The sequence below is a fragment of the Sutterella sp. KLE1602 genome, from assembly GCF_001578585.1.
Lineage (GTDB): Bacteria > Pseudomonadota > Gammaproteobacteria > Burkholderiales > Burkholderiaceae_F > Sutterella > Sutterella wadsworthensis_A.
On the sequence record NZ_KQ968562.1, the window covers coordinates 94150 to 109995 of the forward strand.

A 15846-nucleotide genomic window follows, 5' to 3' on the forward strand; every position below is an offset into this window, starting at 1 on the left:
TCCCCACAGGCTAACGAGCTTCGTCCGCGCTCTTAATAAGATGGTCAGCTCCAGAAGGGGCATCAAACACCGGAGACCATCAATGCAGAACTTGACAACCTGCAAACAAAAGAAGCACTCTCTCTTAAATCTCGCTTTCGGCCGAGAATACCACGGCATCTAAGTGCCAAAGAGTCGACTAAAACTCATACGATAAGAGGAGTGCTTCGTCATGAATAGTACACAAGTTTTCGAGAAACGCAAGATCGCCGTTGCGATTGGCATCGACCTGGCCAAAGACCATTGCGACGTTGTTGCATACAACGCTGACAACAAGATCTGCTTCACCAAAGCCAACATGACCTATCCGAAGCTTAGGACGGAGATATAAGCCGCAATTGGGTAAAACAGGATGGGAAGTCTGCGGACATGCGGGTTTCCGCATTCCGAATCCATGTGCGGAGAGGAGCTCCGTGGTTTCACGCTCGGTTGGCCCCCTCCTTTTGTTGCTAAAATAATAAATTAAGTCAGACAGCGGCGTACAAACCTTAGGGAAGGTCGCCGCCTTGCCTTTTCGGGGTTTCTTCCCTCCGGTTTTCTTCAATCCGCTCACAGAAATACTATGACCTCTCAAGCCTCTGCTCAGATGATGGCCAACGCGATCCGTGCCCTCAGCATGGACGCCGTCCAGAAAGCCAAGTCCGGTCACCCGGGCATGCCCATGGGCATGGCCGATATCGCGACGGCCCTCTGGTCGCGTCACCTTCGTTTCAATCCGACGAATCCGAAGTGGACCGGCCGCGACCGCTTCATCCTTTCGAACGGCCATGGCTCGATGCTGCAGTACGCTCTGCTGCACCTCACCGGCTACGACCTTTCGATCGACGATCTGAAGGCTTTCCGTCAGCTGCACAGCAAGACGCCCGGCCATCCCGAAGTGGATGTCACGCCCGGCGTTGAAACGACGACTGGTCCGCTCGGTCAGGGCATCGCCAACGGCGTCGGCATGGCGCTTGCCGAAAAGATGCTTGCGAACGAATTCAACCGCGAGGGTTTCCCTGTCTTTGACAACCGCACCTACGTCTTCCTAGGCGACGGCTGCATGATGGAGGGCATCAGCCACGAAGTCTGCTCGCTCGCCGGCGTCTGGAAGCTCAACAAGCTCATCGCCATCTACGACGACAACGGCATTTCGATCGACGGTGACGTCAAGGGCTGGTTCGGCGACGACACGCGCGGCCGCTTCGAAGCCTACGGCTGGAACGTGATCGGCCCGGTCGACGGCCATGACATCGACGCCATGGACGCCGCCATCGCCGAGGCCAAGCTCTCCGAGGATAAGCCCACCCTCATCATCGCCCGCACCACCATCGGCAAGGGCTCGCCCAACCGTCAGGGGACCGCCAAGGTCCACGGTGAAGCGCTCGGCGATGAGGAAATCGCCGCCACCCGCGCCGCGATCGGTTGGCCCTACGCTCCGTTCGAGGTTCCGCAGGAGGTCTATGACGCCTGGGATCACCGTGCCGAAGGCGCCCGCATCGAAGCCGAATGGCAGACGATGTTCGACGGCTATGCCGCCCAGTATCCCGAGCTCGCCGCAGAACTCAAGCGCCGCCTCGCCGGCGACCTGCCCGAAAACTGGTCCGACACCGTGATGGACGCCCTCTGCGCCGCCGAAGAGGCTGCCGAGACCGTCGCCACCCGCAAGGCCAGCCAGAAGGCCCTCAACGCTCTTGCGCCCGCGCTTCCCGAACTGCTCGGCGGTTCCGCCGACCTGACGGGCTCGAACCTCACGAACTGGACCGGCGTCAAGTCGCTTAACAGCGGCGACTTCCTTGCCCGCCACATCAGCTACGGCGTCCGTGAGTTCGGCATGTCTGCCATCATGAACGGCATTGCGCTCTACGGCGGTTTCATTCCGTACGCCGCCACGTTCCTGACGTTCTCCGACTATTCCCGCAACGCCCTGCGCATGTCCTCCCTCATGAAGCAGCGCGTCATCAACGTCTTCACGCATGACTCGATCGGCCTTGGTGAAGACGGCCCGACGCATCAGTCCGTCGAGCACGTGCCCAGTCTGCGCCTCATCCCCGGCATGCATGTCTGGCGTCCCGCCGACACGGTCGAGACGATCATCGCCTGGGCGAGCGCCATCGAGCGCCGCAACGGCCCGTCCTGCCTCGTGTTCACGCGCCAGAACGTTCCGTTCCTCGATCGTGACGAAGTGGATGCCGACGCGATCGCCCGCGGCGCTTATGTTGCCGCCGAAGCGCCTGCCGGCGCCGGTGAAGCCGAAGTCGTGCTTCTCGCCACGGGTTCCGAAGTTGGTCTCGCCATGAAGGCCCGCGCCGAGCTGACGGCCCGCAACGTTCAGGTCCGCGTCGTTTCCATGCCCTGTGCGAACCTCTTCGACGAACAGGACGAGGAATACCGCCGCGCCGTGCTGCCCGAAGGCGTGCCCGTGCTTGCCATCGAGGCTTCCAAGTCCGACCTCTGGTACAAGTACTTCTCCGGCAAGGGCGCCGTGATCGGCGTCGATACCTTCGGCGAAAGCGCGCCGGCCTGCGTCCTCTGGGAACGTTTCGGCTTTACGGTTGAAAACGTGGTTGCCAAGGTTGAGCAGCTTCTCAAGTAACAACAAAGACAGAAGGATTAGACATGACCATTCGTGTTGCCATCACCGGTTTCGGCCGCATCGGCCGCAACGTTCTCCGCGCTCACTACGAGGGCGGCAAGAAGCATGACGTCGAAATCGTCGCGATCAATGCCCCCGGCGACCTCGCCATCCACGCCCATCTTCTCAAGCACGACTCCTGCCACGGCCGCTTCAACGCTGACGTGCAGGTCGAAGGCACGGACACGCTGATCGTCAACGGCGACCGCATCCGCGTCTTCGCCACGCGCGACCCGAAGGAGATCCCCTGGGGAGAACTCAACGTCGACGTCGTGATGGAGTGCACGGGCGCCTTCAATTCGAAGGAAAAGAGCATGGTGCACATCGAGCAGGGCGCCAAGAAGGTCCTGCTCTCCGCTCCCGGCAAGACGGCTGACGCTACGGTTGTCTACGGCGTCAATCAGGAGGTCCTCAAGGCCTCCGACCTCGTCGTCTCCAACGCCTCCTGCACGACGAACTGCCTCGCTCCGCTCGCCAAGGCCCTGCACCGCACGGTAGGTATCGAACGTGGCCTGATGACCACGGTCCACTCCTACACGAACGACCAGGTCCTCACCGACGTCTATCACAAGGACATGCGCCGCGCTCGCGCTGCCACGCTCTCCATGATCCCGACGAAGACCGGCGCAGCCAAGGCCGTGGGCCTCGTGCTTCCTGAGCTCAACGGCCTGCTCGACGGCTTCGCCGTCCGCGTCCCGACGATCAACGTCAGCTTCATCGACCTCACCTTCATCGCCAAGCGCGACACGAGCGTCGAGGAAATCAACGCCCTCGTGAAGGCCGCCTCCGAGTCCGAAGACCTCGCCGGCATCCTCGGCTACAACGACGAGCTTCTCGTCTCCACCGACTTCAACGGCGATGACCACAGCTCGATCTTCGACTCCACGCTGACGAAGGTCTCCGGCAACCGTCTTGTGAAGGTCACTGCCTGGTACGACAACGAATGGGGCTTCTCCAACCGCATGCTTGACACGGCCTGCGCGATGATGGCCGCCAAGTAAACGGCAAGTTCCGATGATCATGAAAGCCATGCCCCGGATCCGCATCCTCGGCGTGGCTTTCGCACTTTATGTTTCCTGAGCGGCGCAATGCGCCGCACTCCCTTTCGGAGAACAAGTCATGCACGTTCTGACTCTTGAAAAGCTTGCCAAGGACGGTCTTCTCGCCGGCAAGCGCGTCCTGATCCGCAGCGACCTCAACGCGCCGCACGATGAAAACGGCCGTATTACCAACGAAACCCGTCTTGTGGCCAGCGTTCCCGCCATCCGCACCGCGCTTGACGCCGGTGCCGCCGTGATGGTGATGAGCCACCTCGGCCGTCCGACGGAAGGCACCGTGACGCCGGCCGACAGCCTCGCGGGCGTTGCCCGCCGCATGGGCGAGCTTCTGGGGTGCGACATGCCGCTCGTCGCCGACTGGGTTGATGGCGTCAAGGTCGGGCCCGGCCATGTCGTGATGCTCGAAAACTGCCGCTGCAACGTTGGCGAAAAGAAGTGCAACGACGAACTCTCGAAGAAGTACGCCGCCCTCTGCGACGTCTATGTCAACGACGCCTTCGGCACGGCCCACCGCGCCCAGGCTTCCACGGTCGGCGTCGCCCGCTACGCTGACGTCGCCTGCGCCGGCCCCCTGATGGCTGCAGAAATCGACGCCCTCACGAAGTCCGTCGAGGAGGCCCGTCACCCGCTCGCCGCCATTGTCGGCGGCTCCAAGGTCTCCACGAAGCTCACGATCCTCTCCAACCTCGCCGAAAAGGTCGACCGCCTGATCGTCGGCGGCGGCATTCTCAACACGTTCCTTCTCGCTGCGGGCAAGCCGATCGGCAAGTCCCTCGCCGAGCCCGAGCTCGTCGATGAATGCCGCAAGGTGCTCGCCGTGCTCGCCGCCAAGGGCGCCAGCCTGCCGATGCCCGTCGACGTCGTGGTCGCCAAGGCCTTCTCGGCCGACGCCGAGCATCGCGTTGCCGATGTGGACGACGTTGCCGAGGATGAAATGATCCTTGACGTCGGTCCCAAGACCGCCGCGATCCTTGCCGACATTCTCAAGAGCGCCGGCACGATCGTCTGGAACGGCCCGGTCGGCGTCTTTGAAATGGCTCCCTACGCCGAAGGCACCCGCGTGATGGCCGACGCCATCGCCGAGGCGACCGACAAGGGCGCCTTCTCGATCGCCGGCGGCGGCGACACGGTTTCCGCCGTGCACCAGTTCGGCATTGCCGACCGTGTCTCCTACATCTCCACGGGCGGCGGCGCCTTCCTTGAGTTCCTGGAAGGCAAGAAGCTCCCGGCCGTGGCCGTGCTTGAAGAGCGCGCCGCTCAGTAACAGGATCGCTGATCCGCATCCGGACGGCGGCAGGACCCATGGCCTCCGTCCGGACAACAAGGCGCCCCGCCTGAGGCGGGACGCCAACCGCATGCAGAGAAACCCCTTTGAGGAGAGAAAACATCATGAAGGAAGCCATTCTTGAACGATTCCTGCGCTATGTGGCCGTCACGAGCCAAAGCGACGGGAAGGCAGGCGTCGTCCCGAGCACCGAAGGCCAGCGCAAGCTCGCCGGCATGCTCGCCGAAGAACTTGCCGAACTCGGCTTCGTCAACATTGAGATTTCCGAATACAGCGTGCTGACGGCACTGCTTCCGGGCAATCTTCCCGACAACAAGGCCGTTCCGACGGTCGGCTGGTGCTGCCATCTCGACACTGTGGATGCCGGCCTCAGCCCCGACGTCCATCCTCAGGTGATCCGCGGCTATCAGGGCGGCGACATCTGCCTGAACAAGGAAAAGGACCTGTGGATGCGCACGTCCGAGCATCCTGAAATCGAGAAGTACGTGGGCGACGACATCGTCGTCACCGACGGCACCTCGGTGCTCGGTGCGGACAACAAGTCGGCCATCGCCAACGTCATGACGGCCTTCGACATCGTCGTGAAGGAAAACCGCCCGCACGGCGACATCTACGTCGCCTTCGTCCCCGACGAGGAGATCGGCCTTCTCGGCGCCAAGAAGATCGACTTCTCGAAGTTCCCCGTCGACTTCGCCTACACGGTCGACTGCTGCGAGCTCGGCGAAGTGGTCTACGAAACCTTCAATGCAGGCAGCGCCACGATCCGCATCAAGGGCGTCACGGCCCATCCGATGTCCTCCAAGGGCGTTCTCGTCAACCCGACTCTCATCGCCACGGACTTCGTGCAGATGATGGACCGTGGTTCGACGCCTGAATGCACCGAGGGCACCGAAGGCTTCGTCTGGGTCAACAGCATCGTCTCGAACCCCTCGCAGGCCACGGTTTCGATCAAGATCCGCGACCACAATCGCGAGAAGTACGAGGCCAAGAAGGAGCTCATCGCCTCCGCTGTCGAATACCTGAAGGTCCGCAATCCGCGCGCCAGGATCGAACTTGAAGTGAAGGACATGTACGGCAACATCGCCGACGCGCTCACGGACGACAACCGCTGCGCCGTCGATCATCTCTATCGCGCGCTCGAGATCGCCGGCGTCAAGGCCAACACGATTGCCATGCGCGGCGGCACGGACGGTTCCTTCATCTCGACGCAGGGCGTCATCACGCCCAACTACTTCACGGGCGGCCACAACTTTCACAGTAACTGCGAATTCCTGCCGCTTGGTGCGGCCGTGAAGAGCACGGAAGTGACGCTCACCCTGATCGACCTGATTGCAGGCACGAAGCACTAAGGTCAGGCTTGCTCTGAACCTGAACGGGCGTCCTCACGCTGTGAGTGGACGCCCGTTTTCGTGAGGGCGGCAGGACGGAAACGGAAAGGGAAATCATGACGACACAGCTTCATGTGACGGCACTCGGTCTGCCGGGCGTCCTGCTTTTGAAGAGCATCGTTCACGCGGATGCGCGCGGCAGCTTCACGCAGAGTTGGCAGGCGGCTGACTGGCGCGCGGCGGGCGTGGACATTGCCTTCATGCAGGACAATCTCGTCTGCAACGCCCGCAGAGGGACGCTGCGCGGCATGCACTGGCAGCGTGAGCCGCATGCGCAGGCCAAGGCCGTGCAGTGCGTCAGAGGAGCGCTCCTTGACGTTGTGGCAGACGTGAGGCCCGAGAGCTCGCTGTTCGGCAGGTGGATTTCCGTCGAGCTCAAGGCTGGCGAGGGGGAGTCTCTCTATGTGCCAGCCGGCTATGCGCACGGCTACGTGACGACGGAGGACGATACGATCGTGCTCTACAAGGTCGACAAGCCATGGGTGCCGGGGTCGGAGGCCTCGTGTCGATGGAATGATCCGACGCTGAACATCGACTGGCGGTGCGAAAATCCCATCCTCTCCGAGAAGGACGCCGCAGCCCCCTTCCTTTTGCCGTGAGAAAGGTCTGAATGCAGAAAAGCCTGCCGATCCGGCAGGCTTTTCTCACAAGTCGACTTATTTTTGCGGGTCTTCCGCGTCAAGTCCCTTTCGCTTCTGGATGAACTTCCAGACCATGCCCACGAGGACGGGGCCTGAGATGGCGGCGATGATGCCGAGAAGAAGGATGAGAGAGAGGTTGTTCTTGATGAACGGGATGTTGCCGAAGAGGTAGCCTGCGCCGACGATCGAGACAGCCCAGAGAATGGCACCTGCGCCGCTGAAGAGCTCGAAGCGGATGCCGTTCATGCGGGCTGCGCCTGCAATGAGCGGCGCGAAGGCGCGGACGATCGGCACGAAGCGGGCGAGCAGGATGGTCTTGCCGCCGTGGCGCATGTAGAAGTCGTGAGCGTGGCGGAGCTTCTTTTCGTTGATCCAGGAGATGTTGCCGCTGTAGATGCGGTTGCCGAGCCAGCGGCCCTGCTCGTAGCCGAGCGTGTTGCCTGCGATGGCGCCGACGATGACGGCGAGCATGATGAGCCAGGGACTGGCCGTACCGGAGGCGGCGACGGTGCCTGCAACGAAGAGAAGAGAGTCTCCCGGCAGGAATGACATGATCACGAAGCCAGTCTCCAGGAAGAAGATGAGGAACATGGCGGCGTAGATGAGGGTGCCGTAGTCCGTGGCGAGGGAAACGAGAAAGGCGTCCGTATTGGTAAAGAGGTTGACTACGAGATCGAGGATGTCCATCTGAGAATCCCAGGTGATTGTTTCCTGCCCCCGAGGGAGGGCCGGCCATGTGCAAGGAGCGGAGATTGCACATATCATACTGAATGCAGTCCCCGGCTGACGGGGCATATCTTAACGAATTGAAATTGCCCGAGGCTTATGCAAAACCTGATGCCGCGCACGCTTGCGCCCAAACGAAGCATTGCTGAACTACCGAGCCAGCTCATCAGCCAGATTGCGGCAGGCGAAGTGATCGAGCGTCCTGCCTCCGTTGTGAAGGAGCTGGTGGAGAATGCAATCGACGCTGGCGCCGGTGAGATCGACGTCAAGCTCGATGGCGGTGGCCTCAAGCGCATCGTCGTAACCGACAACGGCTCAGGCATTCCGAAGGACGAGCTGGCGCTAGCCCTCAGACGGCACGCCACCAGCAAGATCCGCGACCTTCTGGAGCTCGAGCGCGTCGGAAGCCTCGGCTTTCGCGGCGAGGCCCTGGCGTCGATTGATGCCGTTGCCGAGATGAGCATCCGCAGCCGCACGCCTGAGGCCGACAGCGCATGGGAGATCTCCGACGGAGAGGTGCATCCCGCCGCAGGCGTCGTCGGCACGCGCGTGGAGGTGCTCGACCTTTTCTACAAGACGCCGGCTCGCCGCAAGTTCATGAAGTCCGACGCGACGGAAACGGCTCATGTGACCGAATATCTCGAGCGCCTGGCGCTCGCCAACCCCGACATCGGCTTCACGCTTTCGGCAAACGGTCGCAATGTTCTGAAGCTTCCTGCCGCCACGAACGTTGTTGACCGCATTGAGGCGCTGATGCCCAGAGCCTTCAAGGGACAGCACCGCGAGGTGGCGGCCGAGGAGGACGGCATGACGATTCGAGGACTCGCCGGCATTCCGGCCATCGCCCGCAGTCGTGCGGACGGGCAGTACTTTTTCGTCAATGGCCGCTATGTGCGCGACAAGACGCTCATGCATGCCGTCAAGGCCGCCTATCAGGACGTGCTGCACGGCCAGAGCCAGCCCGTCTTCTGTCTCTATCTGACGCTGGATCCGACTGCGGTCGACGTAAACGTACATCCCGCCAAGCTTGAGGTCAGGTTCAGGGAGTCGAGCAGGGTACACCAGTTCGTCATGCATGCCGTGAAGGCGGCTCTCGCGCCGCCCACCGCCTCGCTTCTGAATGGTGAGGAGACCGAGGCAGCCCTGCCTGCTCAGAAACGGCAGGAGGCCGCACGTCCCGTGCAGTCGTCTGCACCGTCCGTTTTTTCATCAGGCTCGCTCGGTAGCACTCCCGCATTCACCGCACCTTTGCGTCCCGTGTTCAAGCCCGAATCCTGTCCTGACGTCAGCACGGCTATGCGCCTTTTCGGCGCGGACGTCGATACTGCCAGAGCGGCTGCGCAGGGCAGAGTTCCTGAGGGACGCTTCTCGGGACGGAAAGACGGCAATTGGCTCAAGAGCGAGAAAGTGCCGCCTGCCGAACCCGAATCCGGACGTCTCGACCTTCAGGGAGGATCCTTCCTGAAGGAGACGAATGAGGCAACGTCTCTCGGGCCGATTGACGTGCCCCCGCCCGAAACGGCCGAGGGCATGAGCTTCGAGGAGATTGCCGAGGCGGTTCCGTCCGCTTCCGACAAGACCTCGGCATGTGTTGCGGCCACTCCCGCATCTGAAGCTTGCAAGCCCGCGACGCTTCCTCCGGGGACGCTCGGCCGCGCCATTGCCCAGATCGGCGGCATCTACATTCTGGCGGAGAATGAGCGCGGGCTCGTGGTGGTTGACATGCACGCGGCGGCTGAGCGAATCACCTACGAGCGTCTCAAGCGCGAGATGGACGCCCGCGGCATCGCCGTACAGCAGGTTCTGATCCCGCAGGTCTTCCGCCTGAACCCGCTTCTCTTTTCCGTCTTTGAGGAAAACCGCGAGCTTCTTTCCACGCTCGGCCTTGAGCTCACGGGGGCCGGAGACTGCGCCGTCGCCGTGCGTGCGCTCCCGATGCTCTGCAAGGACATGCCGTCCCAGACGGTGGAGACCATGGTGAAGTGTCTTCTAGAGGATCTTCAGAACTTCGGTGAGACGTCTGTCATCGAGGAGCTCAGAAACAGGCTTCTCGCCACGGTCGCCTGTCATGGCTCCGTGCGCGCGCACCGCCGTCTCACCCTGCCCGAAATGGACAGGCTTCTGAGGGACATGGAGGAGACCGAGCGGGCCGACCAGTGCAACCACGGCCGTCCGACATGGCGGCAGATGACGCTTACAGACTTGGACAAGCTCTTCATGAGGGGCAAGTGATGGACGCGATTGAAAAGGTCCTGCATGAATGCGGGCAAAAGCCGCAGGCGCTGATGATTCTTGGGCCTACGGCGGGCGGCAAGTCCGCTCTTTCTCTGGAGATCGCCCGACGTCATGACGTTGAGATCATCTCCATGGATTCTGCGCTTGTCTACAGGGGCATGGACATCGGCACGGCAAAGCCGACGAAGGAGGAAAGGGCGGTATGCCCGCACCATCTGATCGACATCCGTGACATTGGTGAGGCCTACAGCGCCGCCGATTTTCTGGAGGATGCCGTGAGACTCGTGGGTGAGATCCGCTCGAGAGGGCGGCTTCCGCTCATCGTGGGCGGCACGATGCTCTACGCCAAGGCTCTCAGGGACGGCATCAACGACATGCCCTCGAGCACGCATGAGGTTCGCGAGGCGGTGGCGACTGAGGCGGCTGAGCGCGGCTGGCCAGCCATGCATGCAGAACTCGGGAGGATCGATCCCGTGACGGCCGCCAGACTGGCGCCCAACGACAGCCAACGCATCGGGCGCGCTCTGGAGGTCTGGAAAATGACGGGCAGGCCGATCTCGGCCTTCCATGCAGAGAGTGTTCGCAGACCTGCGGTGGAGACGTTGACGATGGGGCTGCTGCCCTCGGACAGAAAGTGGCTGCATGCCCGAATCGAGGCAAGGTTTGAACAGATGCTTGCCGATGGCTTTCTGGATGAGGTTAGGTCTCTGATGATGCGTCCAGACTACGATCCTGACAGCCCGGCCATGCGGGCCGTAGGCTATCGACAGGCAATTGATTTCATCGAGGGGCGCACCGACATGGCGGCCTTTTATCTGGCAGGCGTTGCGGCCACCCGACAGTTGGCCAAGAGACAGATGACCTGGATGCGCAGCATGCCCGACGTTGCTCTGTTGGACCCACTTGACGCGGGCGCGCTCGACAGCGTGCTCGGGCTGCTGGAGAAGGTGACTTCTCCTGCGCTTGTTTGAATAAAAAGAAAGCGGCACTGCATCCGTTGCAGTGCCGCAATTCTTGGTCAGTGGCCTAAGGCCGATCAGCGGACGACGCAGGGAGCTTCGCCTTCGGGAAGCTTGGCGACCGTGCCGATCGTGAAGACCTTTTCGCCCTGAGCTTCAAAGGCTGCGCGGGCCTTTTCGGCGTCTTCGGCGGAGACGATCACGACGAGACCGATGCCGTTGTTGAAGACGCGGTGCATTTCATGGCTGTCGATGTTGCCCTTTTCCTGGAGCCAGTCGAAGATGGCCGGGCGCGTCCAGGACTTGCCGTCGATGACGGCCTGAACGCCTTCGGGAAGAACGCGGGGCACGTTCTCGACGAGGCCGCCGCCCGTGATGTGGGCCATGCCCTTGATCTTCACGGACTTCATGACTTCGAGAACCTGCTTGACGTAGATGCGGGTGGGTTCCATGGCGCGGTCGGCGAGCGTGGCACCGTCGAACGGCATGTTCCAATCAGCGCCGGCGACTTCGACCACCTTGCGGATGAGAGAGAAGCCGTTGGAGTGCGGGCCGCTCGAGGCAAGGCCGAGAATCGTGTCGCCCGGCTGGATCGTGCGGCCGTCGATGATCTGGTCCTTTTCGACAACGCCGACGGCGAAGCCTGCGAGGTCGTATTCGCCTTCCGGATACATGCCCGGCATTTCGGCGGTTTCGCCGCCGATCAGAGCGCAGCCTGCGAGTTCGCAGCCCTTGGCGACACCAGCGACAACGCGGCCGGCGACGTCAACGTCGAGCTTGCCGCAGGCATAGTAGTCGAGGAAGAAGAGGCTGCGGGCACCCTGCACGAGGATGTCGTTGACGCTCATGGCAACGAGGTCCTGGCCGACCGTGTCGTGACGGCCGAGCTTGAAGGCGAGCATGAGCTTGGTGCCCACGCCGTCCGTGCCGGTGACGAGAACCGGGTTCTTGTATTCCTTGCTGACTTCGAAGAGCGCGCCGAAGCCGCCGATGGAGCCGAGGACGCCCGGGATCATCGTGCGCTTGGCAAAGGGCTTGATGCGTTCAACGAGTTCGTCGCCGGCATCGATGGAAACGCCGGCAGCCGCGTAGGAAAGTTGGCTCATGGAAAGTATCTCGAGTAAAGAGGGTCCGCGGGCACACGCAGAAGAGGGGGCACGTCGTGCCGAAGGGTGTGACCGGGGACGGGTTGCCTAATAAAAGAGTTTGCGAAAGTATAAGCCAAAGAGCCGTCTCATGAGGCGGATAAGACGATTTTTGAGCAGGGGAGGTCGCAGGCGGAGCAAGGGTTTGAGTGAAGCGGAGGCATGACAAATGGAGCGGACGAAAACAATGTTTTCGAGGTAAACTCTAAGATTCTGGACGTGTGCGCATCATGCGCTCAGATTTCCACCGCCCGAGATTATGTACGAACACGAACCCGATCAGTATCTGCTCGACCTGCAGGAGCGCGACAAGCCGACGCTCGACAACTTCGTTGTCGGTGCCAACGGCGAAGCCGTCAGTGTTCTGCGAGAAGTGGCCGCAGGCTGCGGGCCCACCTTCGTGTATCTTTACGGTCCCAAGGGGGCGGGCCTCACGCATTTGCTGAGGAGTCTGGTGCCTGAAGAGGGCTTCCGCGTGCCGATGTTCGATCCGAAGGTGCCGCTCTACGTCGTTGACGACGTGGACGAACTGGATCCGGGCTGGGCGTTGCAGCTGCTTGCACTGCAGAATGCCGTGCGCGGAACGCCGGGCATGCATCTCGTGTGTGCGGGCAGGGTGCCCGCCGCTCAGCTTCCGCTTCCCGAAGTTGTCAGAAGTCGTCTGGCCTGGGGACTCTGCTATGCAATTCGTCCGCTTGACGATGAGGAGCGTCTTGCCGAGCTTCACCGTCAGGCCGCACGACGCGGCATCGAGCTCACGCCTGACATCCTTCACTGGATTGGGGCCAACCTGCCGCGTGACATGCGCACGCTCACCTGTGTGCTTGATGAGGCGGACCGCCTCGGGTTGCAGAAGCAGCGTCGCGTGACGCTTCCTCTGTTGCGCGAGGCCGTGACCTCTCTTGATGAGAGGCAGCACGCCCGTCAGGCATACTGATCCCGTTTTTTCACGACATGAAGTTTGCAGTCTTCGATCTTGATCACACGCTTCTCCCCGTCGACAGCGGAGAGAACTGGAGCCGCTGGCTCGTGAGAGCCGCAGGCATGGATGTCGCCCTGATGGACGCCCGGATCGAGGCCTATGCCGAAGCCTACCGCAAGGGTGCATTCAGCGCCGACGAGTTCATGGGCTTTCAGGCGGGGCTTCTGGCCGCCTGCAGGCGGCAGGATCTTGAGAAGTGGTGCACAGCCTACATCGATGCCTGCGTCAGGCCGCACCTCCGCCCCGAAGCGCTCGATCTGGTCGAATCCCGCAGGAAGGCGGGGTTTGAGCCCGTGCTTGCTTCAGGCACGCATGCCTTCGTGACGGGTGCGATTGCGCCGCTCTTCGGCATCAGGCATCTTGTGGCGGCTCGACCTGAAGAGGACGCCTTCGGAGAGTTCACGGGCCGAATTGCAGGGTCCCACTCTTACGGCGAGGGCAAGCTGGTGCTCCTCAGGGAGTTTCTGGAGAGTCTGGGCGCTGCTGATGACGGCCTCAGGTTGGAGGCCTACAGCGACTCGATCAACGATCTGCCGATGCTGGCCTTTGCCGCCGAACGCGGCGAGGCGTTCGCCGTCAATCCGGACGGCATGCTTCGGTCGGAAGCCGCCCGCAGAGGTTGGCGAATCATGGATATTTTCAAAAAGGACAGGGCGTAAATGTTTGGCCGTATTGTCAACCGGGTGAGGGACATGTTCGCCCCCCGTTCCGTTGTCGTCAAGAATCCCCGCGTGATTTCCGCAGATGAGCACCGCATCGATCCGGCCCTGGTGTCGGCTGAGGCGCGGGCGACCTGCGAGGCGCTCAAGCGTCGCGGCTTCCAGGCCTACATCGTGGGCGGTGCCGTTCGCGACCTGATGCTCGGCGTCACGCCCAAGGACTTCGACGTGGCGACCGATGCGACGCCCGAACAGGTGAAGCGCTGCCAGCGCCGCGCCGTGATCATCGGCCGTCGCTTCAAGCTCGTACATGTGATTTTCGGGCGCGAGATCATCGAGTGCTCGACCTTCCGTGCGCTCGAGGGCGCGGGCCAGCGCAAGGACGCCACGGGTCGCGTCGTCTCCGACAACGTCTTCGGCGAGATGTGGGAGGACGCGGCCAGGCGCGACTTCACGATCAATGCGCTGTACTACGATCCCCAGACGCAGGAGCTCTTCGACTATCACCGCGGCTTTGAAGATCTCGCCGCAAAGCGCCTTCGCATGATCGGTGATCCAGCCGAGCGCTACAGGGAAGACCCCGTGCGAATGATGCGCGCCGTGCGCATCGCGGCGAAGCTCGGCTTCACGATCGAGCCCGCCACTGAAGCGCCGATTCCCAAAATGGCGAAGCTTCTCGAAAACGTGCCCTCCGCCCGTCTTGTCGACGAGGTACTCAAGCTTCTGACCAGCGGTCATGCCGTGGCCTGCCTCTCGAAGTTGCGTCAGGAGGGACTTCACAAGGCGCTTCTGCCGTTGCTGGACGTGATCGTCTCCGAGCCTGACGGCGAGGAGTTCCTGATGCTCGCCCTGAAGCGCACCGACGAGCGCATCGCCGTCGGCAAGAAGATTTCGCCCTCCTTCCTTTTTGGCACGCTGCTCTGGCCGCAGGTCGTCAAGCGCTGGCGCTACAACGAGGATGAAAAGGGCATGAGCCGCATGGCCGCCCTTCATGCGGCCTGCGTCGACGTGCTTGCCACCCAGTGCCAGCAGCTGAACATCCAGCGACGCTATCAGGCGGACATCCACGATCTGTGGATGCTTCAGGCGAGGTTCGAGCGCCGCACGGGCAAGACTGCCTATGCGCTCGTCTCCCATCCCCGCTATCGTGCTGCCTATGACTTCATGCTGCTTCGTTCGCTGCTCGGTCATGTGCCCGAGTCTCTCGTTCAGTGGTGGGACGCTTTTGCGCTCTCCGACGAGGAAACTCGTGCAGGCATGATCGCAGAGGCTCAGCGCGAGGCCCGCATGACGGGGGACGCCGCCCGCAGCCATCGACGCCGCGCAGCGTCCGCCGACGGCGAGACGCCTGCCGAGGATGGCGAGCGCCGCTCGTCGAGAAGGCGTCGCCGTTCGCCGCGCCGCTCCTCCCGCAGCCGTCAGGAGCGCAGTGATGCCTGAGGCGATCATCGCGCTCGGGGCCAATCTGGGGCAGCCCGTTGAGGCACTCAGGTCTGCTGTGCAGGCGCTCGGACGGACGGACGGCATCCGCGTGCTCGGCACGAGTCGCTTCTATACGACGAGTCCCGTCGAGTCTTCCGGTCCCGACTACGTCAATGCTGCGGTGCTGGTCGAGACGACGCTTGAGCCTATGGCGCTTCTGCGCGCCTGTCAGGCGATTGAGAACGCACACGGTCGCGTTAGGCCGGCGGGTGTTGTCAATGCGCCCAGAACGCTCGATCTGGACGTGATTGCCTATGAGGGGACGGTTTCCGACGATCCCGTGCTGACGCTTCCTCATCCTCGCATGCACGAACGCCTCTTCGTGCTGGTGCCGATTGCGGATCTGCTGCCTGACTGGAGACTGCCTGACGGGCGCACCGTCGGAGAAGCCGTCAGGGACGTGCGGGAGGCTCATCCCGATCAGCTGATCCGCCCACTGGGCCCGGAAAATATGGCATAATTCACTCCTTAATTTGAAAGGGTTCCCCGGATGGCGGAATGGTAGACGCAGCGGATTCAAAATCCGCCGGTGAACAACCATGAGAGTTCGAGTCTCTCTCTGGGGACCATCAAAAGCTAAGGTCGATGCAGTCGTTGCACCGGCCTTTTCTTTTATCCTGCAAGCGGCAAAGC

14 protein-coding genes and 1 tRNA gene are annotated in these 15846 nt (G+C 62.1%); 13 read left to right on the forward strand and 2 right to left on the reverse strand.

Going from position 1 to position 15846, the window contains the following annotated elements; all coding sequences use genetic code 11:
* Positions 1 to 211 precede the first annotated feature (211 nt).
* From HMPREF3036_RS11950 to rfbC, 6 genes are all read left to right on the forward strand, one after another.
* Positions 212 to 370 (forward strand): hypothetical protein, encoded by a 159-nt coding sequence (locus HMPREF3036_RS11950; RefSeq protein ID WP_231853609.1) that lies wholly within the window; start codon positions 212 to 214, stop codon positions 368 to 370.
* A gap of 231 nt (positions 371 to 601) precedes the next feature.
* Positions 602 to 2614: a transketolase gene (tkt, locus tag HMPREF3036_RS08685; protein ID WP_147645302.1), complete on the forward strand. Its 2013-nt coding sequence runs from the start codon at positions 602 to 604 to the stop codon at positions 2612 to 2614.
* A 23-nt stretch (positions 2615 to 2637) separates the two neighbouring features.
* A complete protein-coding gene (gene gap, locus HMPREF3036_RS08690; RefSeq protein ID WP_062333621.1) occupies positions 2638 to 3654 on the forward strand; it encodes a type I glyceraldehyde-3-phosphate dehydrogenase in 1017 nt (338 codons plus the stop codon).
* 118 nt (positions 3655 to 3772) lie between these two features.
* Positions 3773 to 4975 (forward strand): phosphoglycerate kinase, encoded by a 1203-nt coding sequence (locus HMPREF3036_RS08695; protein ID WP_062333623.1) that lies wholly within the window; start codon positions 3773 to 3775, stop codon positions 4973 to 4975.
* A gap of 125 nt (positions 4976 to 5100) precedes the next feature.
* Positions 5101 to 6345, forward strand: coding sequence for a peptidase T (gene pepT, locus HMPREF3036_RS08700; RefSeq protein ID WP_005436099.1), 1245 nt, complete (start codon positions 5101 to 5103; stop codon positions 6343 to 6345).
* A gap of 95 nt (positions 6346 to 6440) precedes the next feature.
* Positions 6441 to 6983, forward strand: coding sequence for a dTDP-4-dehydrorhamnose 3,5-epimerase (gene rfbC, locus HMPREF3036_RS08705; protein ID WP_005436100.1), 543 nt, complete (start codon positions 6441 to 6443; stop codon positions 6981 to 6983).
* Between the two features lie 57 nt (positions 6984 to 7040).
* Here the strand turns inward: rfbC and HMPREF3036_RS08710 are convergent, their stop codons facing one another.
* On the reverse strand, positions 7041 to 7712 hold the full coding sequence (locus HMPREF3036_RS08710; protein ID WP_005436101.1) for a VTT domain-containing protein: 672 nt from the start codon (positions 7710 to 7712) through the stop codon (positions 7041 to 7043).
* A 150-nt stretch (positions 7713 to 7862) separates the two neighbouring features.
* Here HMPREF3036_RS08710 and mutL point away from each other — a divergent pair, with 150 nt between their 5' ends.
* Together mutL and miaA are read left to right on the forward strand one after the other, a co-directional pair.
* The gene (gene mutL, locus HMPREF3036_RS08715) at positions 7863 to 9983 is read left to right on the forward strand and encodes a DNA mismatch repair endonuclease MutL (protein WP_062333625.1); all 2121 of its coding nucleotides are present in this window, start codon (positions 7863 to 7865) and stop codon (positions 9981 to 9983) included.
* A gap of 53 nt (positions 9984 to 10036) precedes the next feature.
* Positions 10037 to 10957, forward strand: coding sequence for a tRNA (adenosine(37)-N6)-dimethylallyltransferase MiaA (miaA, locus tag HMPREF3036_RS08720; RefSeq protein WP_231853610.1), 921 nt, complete (start codon positions 10037 to 10039; stop codon positions 10955 to 10957).
* 65 nt (positions 10958 to 11022) lie between these two features.
* Here the strand turns inward: miaA and purM are convergent, their stop codons facing one another.
* Positions 11023 to 12051, reverse strand: a complete 1029-nt coding sequence (gene purM / locus HMPREF3036_RS08725; protein ID WP_062333629.1) for a phosphoribosylformylglycinamidine cyclo-ligase — start codon at positions 12049 to 12051, stop codon at positions 11023 to 11025.
* 298 nt (positions 12052 to 12349) lie between these two features.
* Between purM and HMPREF3036_RS08730 the strand changes: the two genes are divergently transcribed.
* The 5 genes from HMPREF3036_RS08730 (at position 12350) to HMPREF3036_RS08750 (ending at position 15782) form a co-directional block, all read left to right on the forward strand.
* Positions 12350 to 13027, forward strand: a complete 678-nt coding sequence (locus HMPREF3036_RS08730; protein ID WP_062333631.1) for an HdaA/DnaA family protein — start codon at positions 12350 to 12352, stop codon at positions 13025 to 13027.
* 17 nt (positions 13028 to 13044) lie between these two features.
* Entirely contained in the window at positions 13045 to 13731 is a 687-nt protein-coding gene (locus HMPREF3036_RS08735; protein ID WP_062333632.1) for an HAD family hydrolase, read from the forward strand.
* On the forward strand, positions 13732 to 15171 hold the full coding sequence (gene pcnB / locus HMPREF3036_RS08740; RefSeq protein ID WP_062333634.1) for a polynucleotide adenylyltransferase PcnB: 1440 nt from the start codon (positions 13732 to 13734) through the stop codon (positions 15169 to 15171). It abuts the gene before it with no gap.
* Entirely contained in the window at positions 15164 to 15673 is a 510-nt protein-coding gene (gene folK / locus HMPREF3036_RS08745; protein WP_062333636.1) for a 2-amino-4-hydroxy-6-hydroxymethyldihydropteridine diphosphokinase, read from the forward strand. The genes pcnB and folK overlap by 8 nt, the downstream gene beginning before the upstream one ends.
* 24 nt (positions 15674 to 15697) lie before the next feature.
* Positions 15698 to 15782, forward strand: a tRNA-Leu gene (locus HMPREF3036_RS08750).
* Positions 15783 to 15846: the final 64 nt, after the last annotated feature.

Bases quoted from the DNA above. Each gene is read 5' to 3' on its own strand.
- HMPREF3036_RS11950 (WP_231853609.1), top strand. From the start codon at position 212: ATGAATAGTACACAAGTTTTCGAGAAACGCAAGATCGCCGTTGCGATT.
- tkt (WP_147645302.1), top strand. From the start codon at position 602: ATGACCTCTCAAGCCTCTGCTCAGATGATGGCCAACGCGATCCGTGCC.
- gap (WP_062333621.1), top strand. From the start codon at position 2,638: ATGACCATTCGTGTTGCCATCACCGGTTTCGGCCGCATCGGCCGCAAC.
- HMPREF3036_RS08695 (WP_062333623.1), top strand. From the start codon at position 3,773: ATGCACGTTCTGACTCTTGAAAAGCTTGCCAAGGACGGTCTTCTCGCC.
- pepT (WP_005436099.1), top strand. From the start codon at position 5,101: ATGAAGGAAGCCATTCTTGAACGATTCCTGCGCTATGTGGCCGTCACG.
- rfbC (WP_005436100.1), top strand. From the start codon at position 6,441: ATGACGACACAGCTTCATGTGACGGCACTCGGTCTGCCGGGCGTCCTG.
- HMPREF3036_RS08710 (WP_005436101.1), bottom strand. From the start codon at position 7,712: ATGGACATCCTCGATCTCGTAGTCAACCTCTTTACCAATACGGACGCC.
- mutL (WP_062333625.1), top strand. From the start codon at position 7,863: ATGCCGCGCACGCTTGCGCCCAAACGAAGCATTGCTGAACTACCGAGC.
- miaA (WP_231853610.1), top strand. From the start codon at position 10,037: ATGATTCTTGGGCCTACGGCGGGCGGCAAGTCCGCTCTTTCTCTGGAG.
- purM (WP_062333629.1), bottom strand. From the start codon at position 12,051: ATGAGCCAACTTTCCTACGCGGCTGCCGGCGTTTCCATCGATGCCGGC.
- HMPREF3036_RS08730 (WP_062333631.1), top strand. From the start codon at position 12,350: ATGTACGAACACGAACCCGATCAGTATCTGCTCGACCTGCAGGAGCGC.
- HMPREF3036_RS08735 (WP_062333632.1), top strand. From the start codon at position 13,045: ATGAAGTTTGCAGTCTTCGATCTTGATCACACGCTTCTCCCCGTCGAC.
- pcnB (WP_062333634.1), top strand. From the start codon at position 13,732: ATGTTTGGCCGTATTGTCAACCGGGTGAGGGACATGTTCGCCCCCCGT.
- folK (WP_062333636.1), top strand. From the start codon at position 15,164: ATGCCTGAGGCGATCATCGCGCTCGGGGCCAATCTGGGGCAGCCCGTT.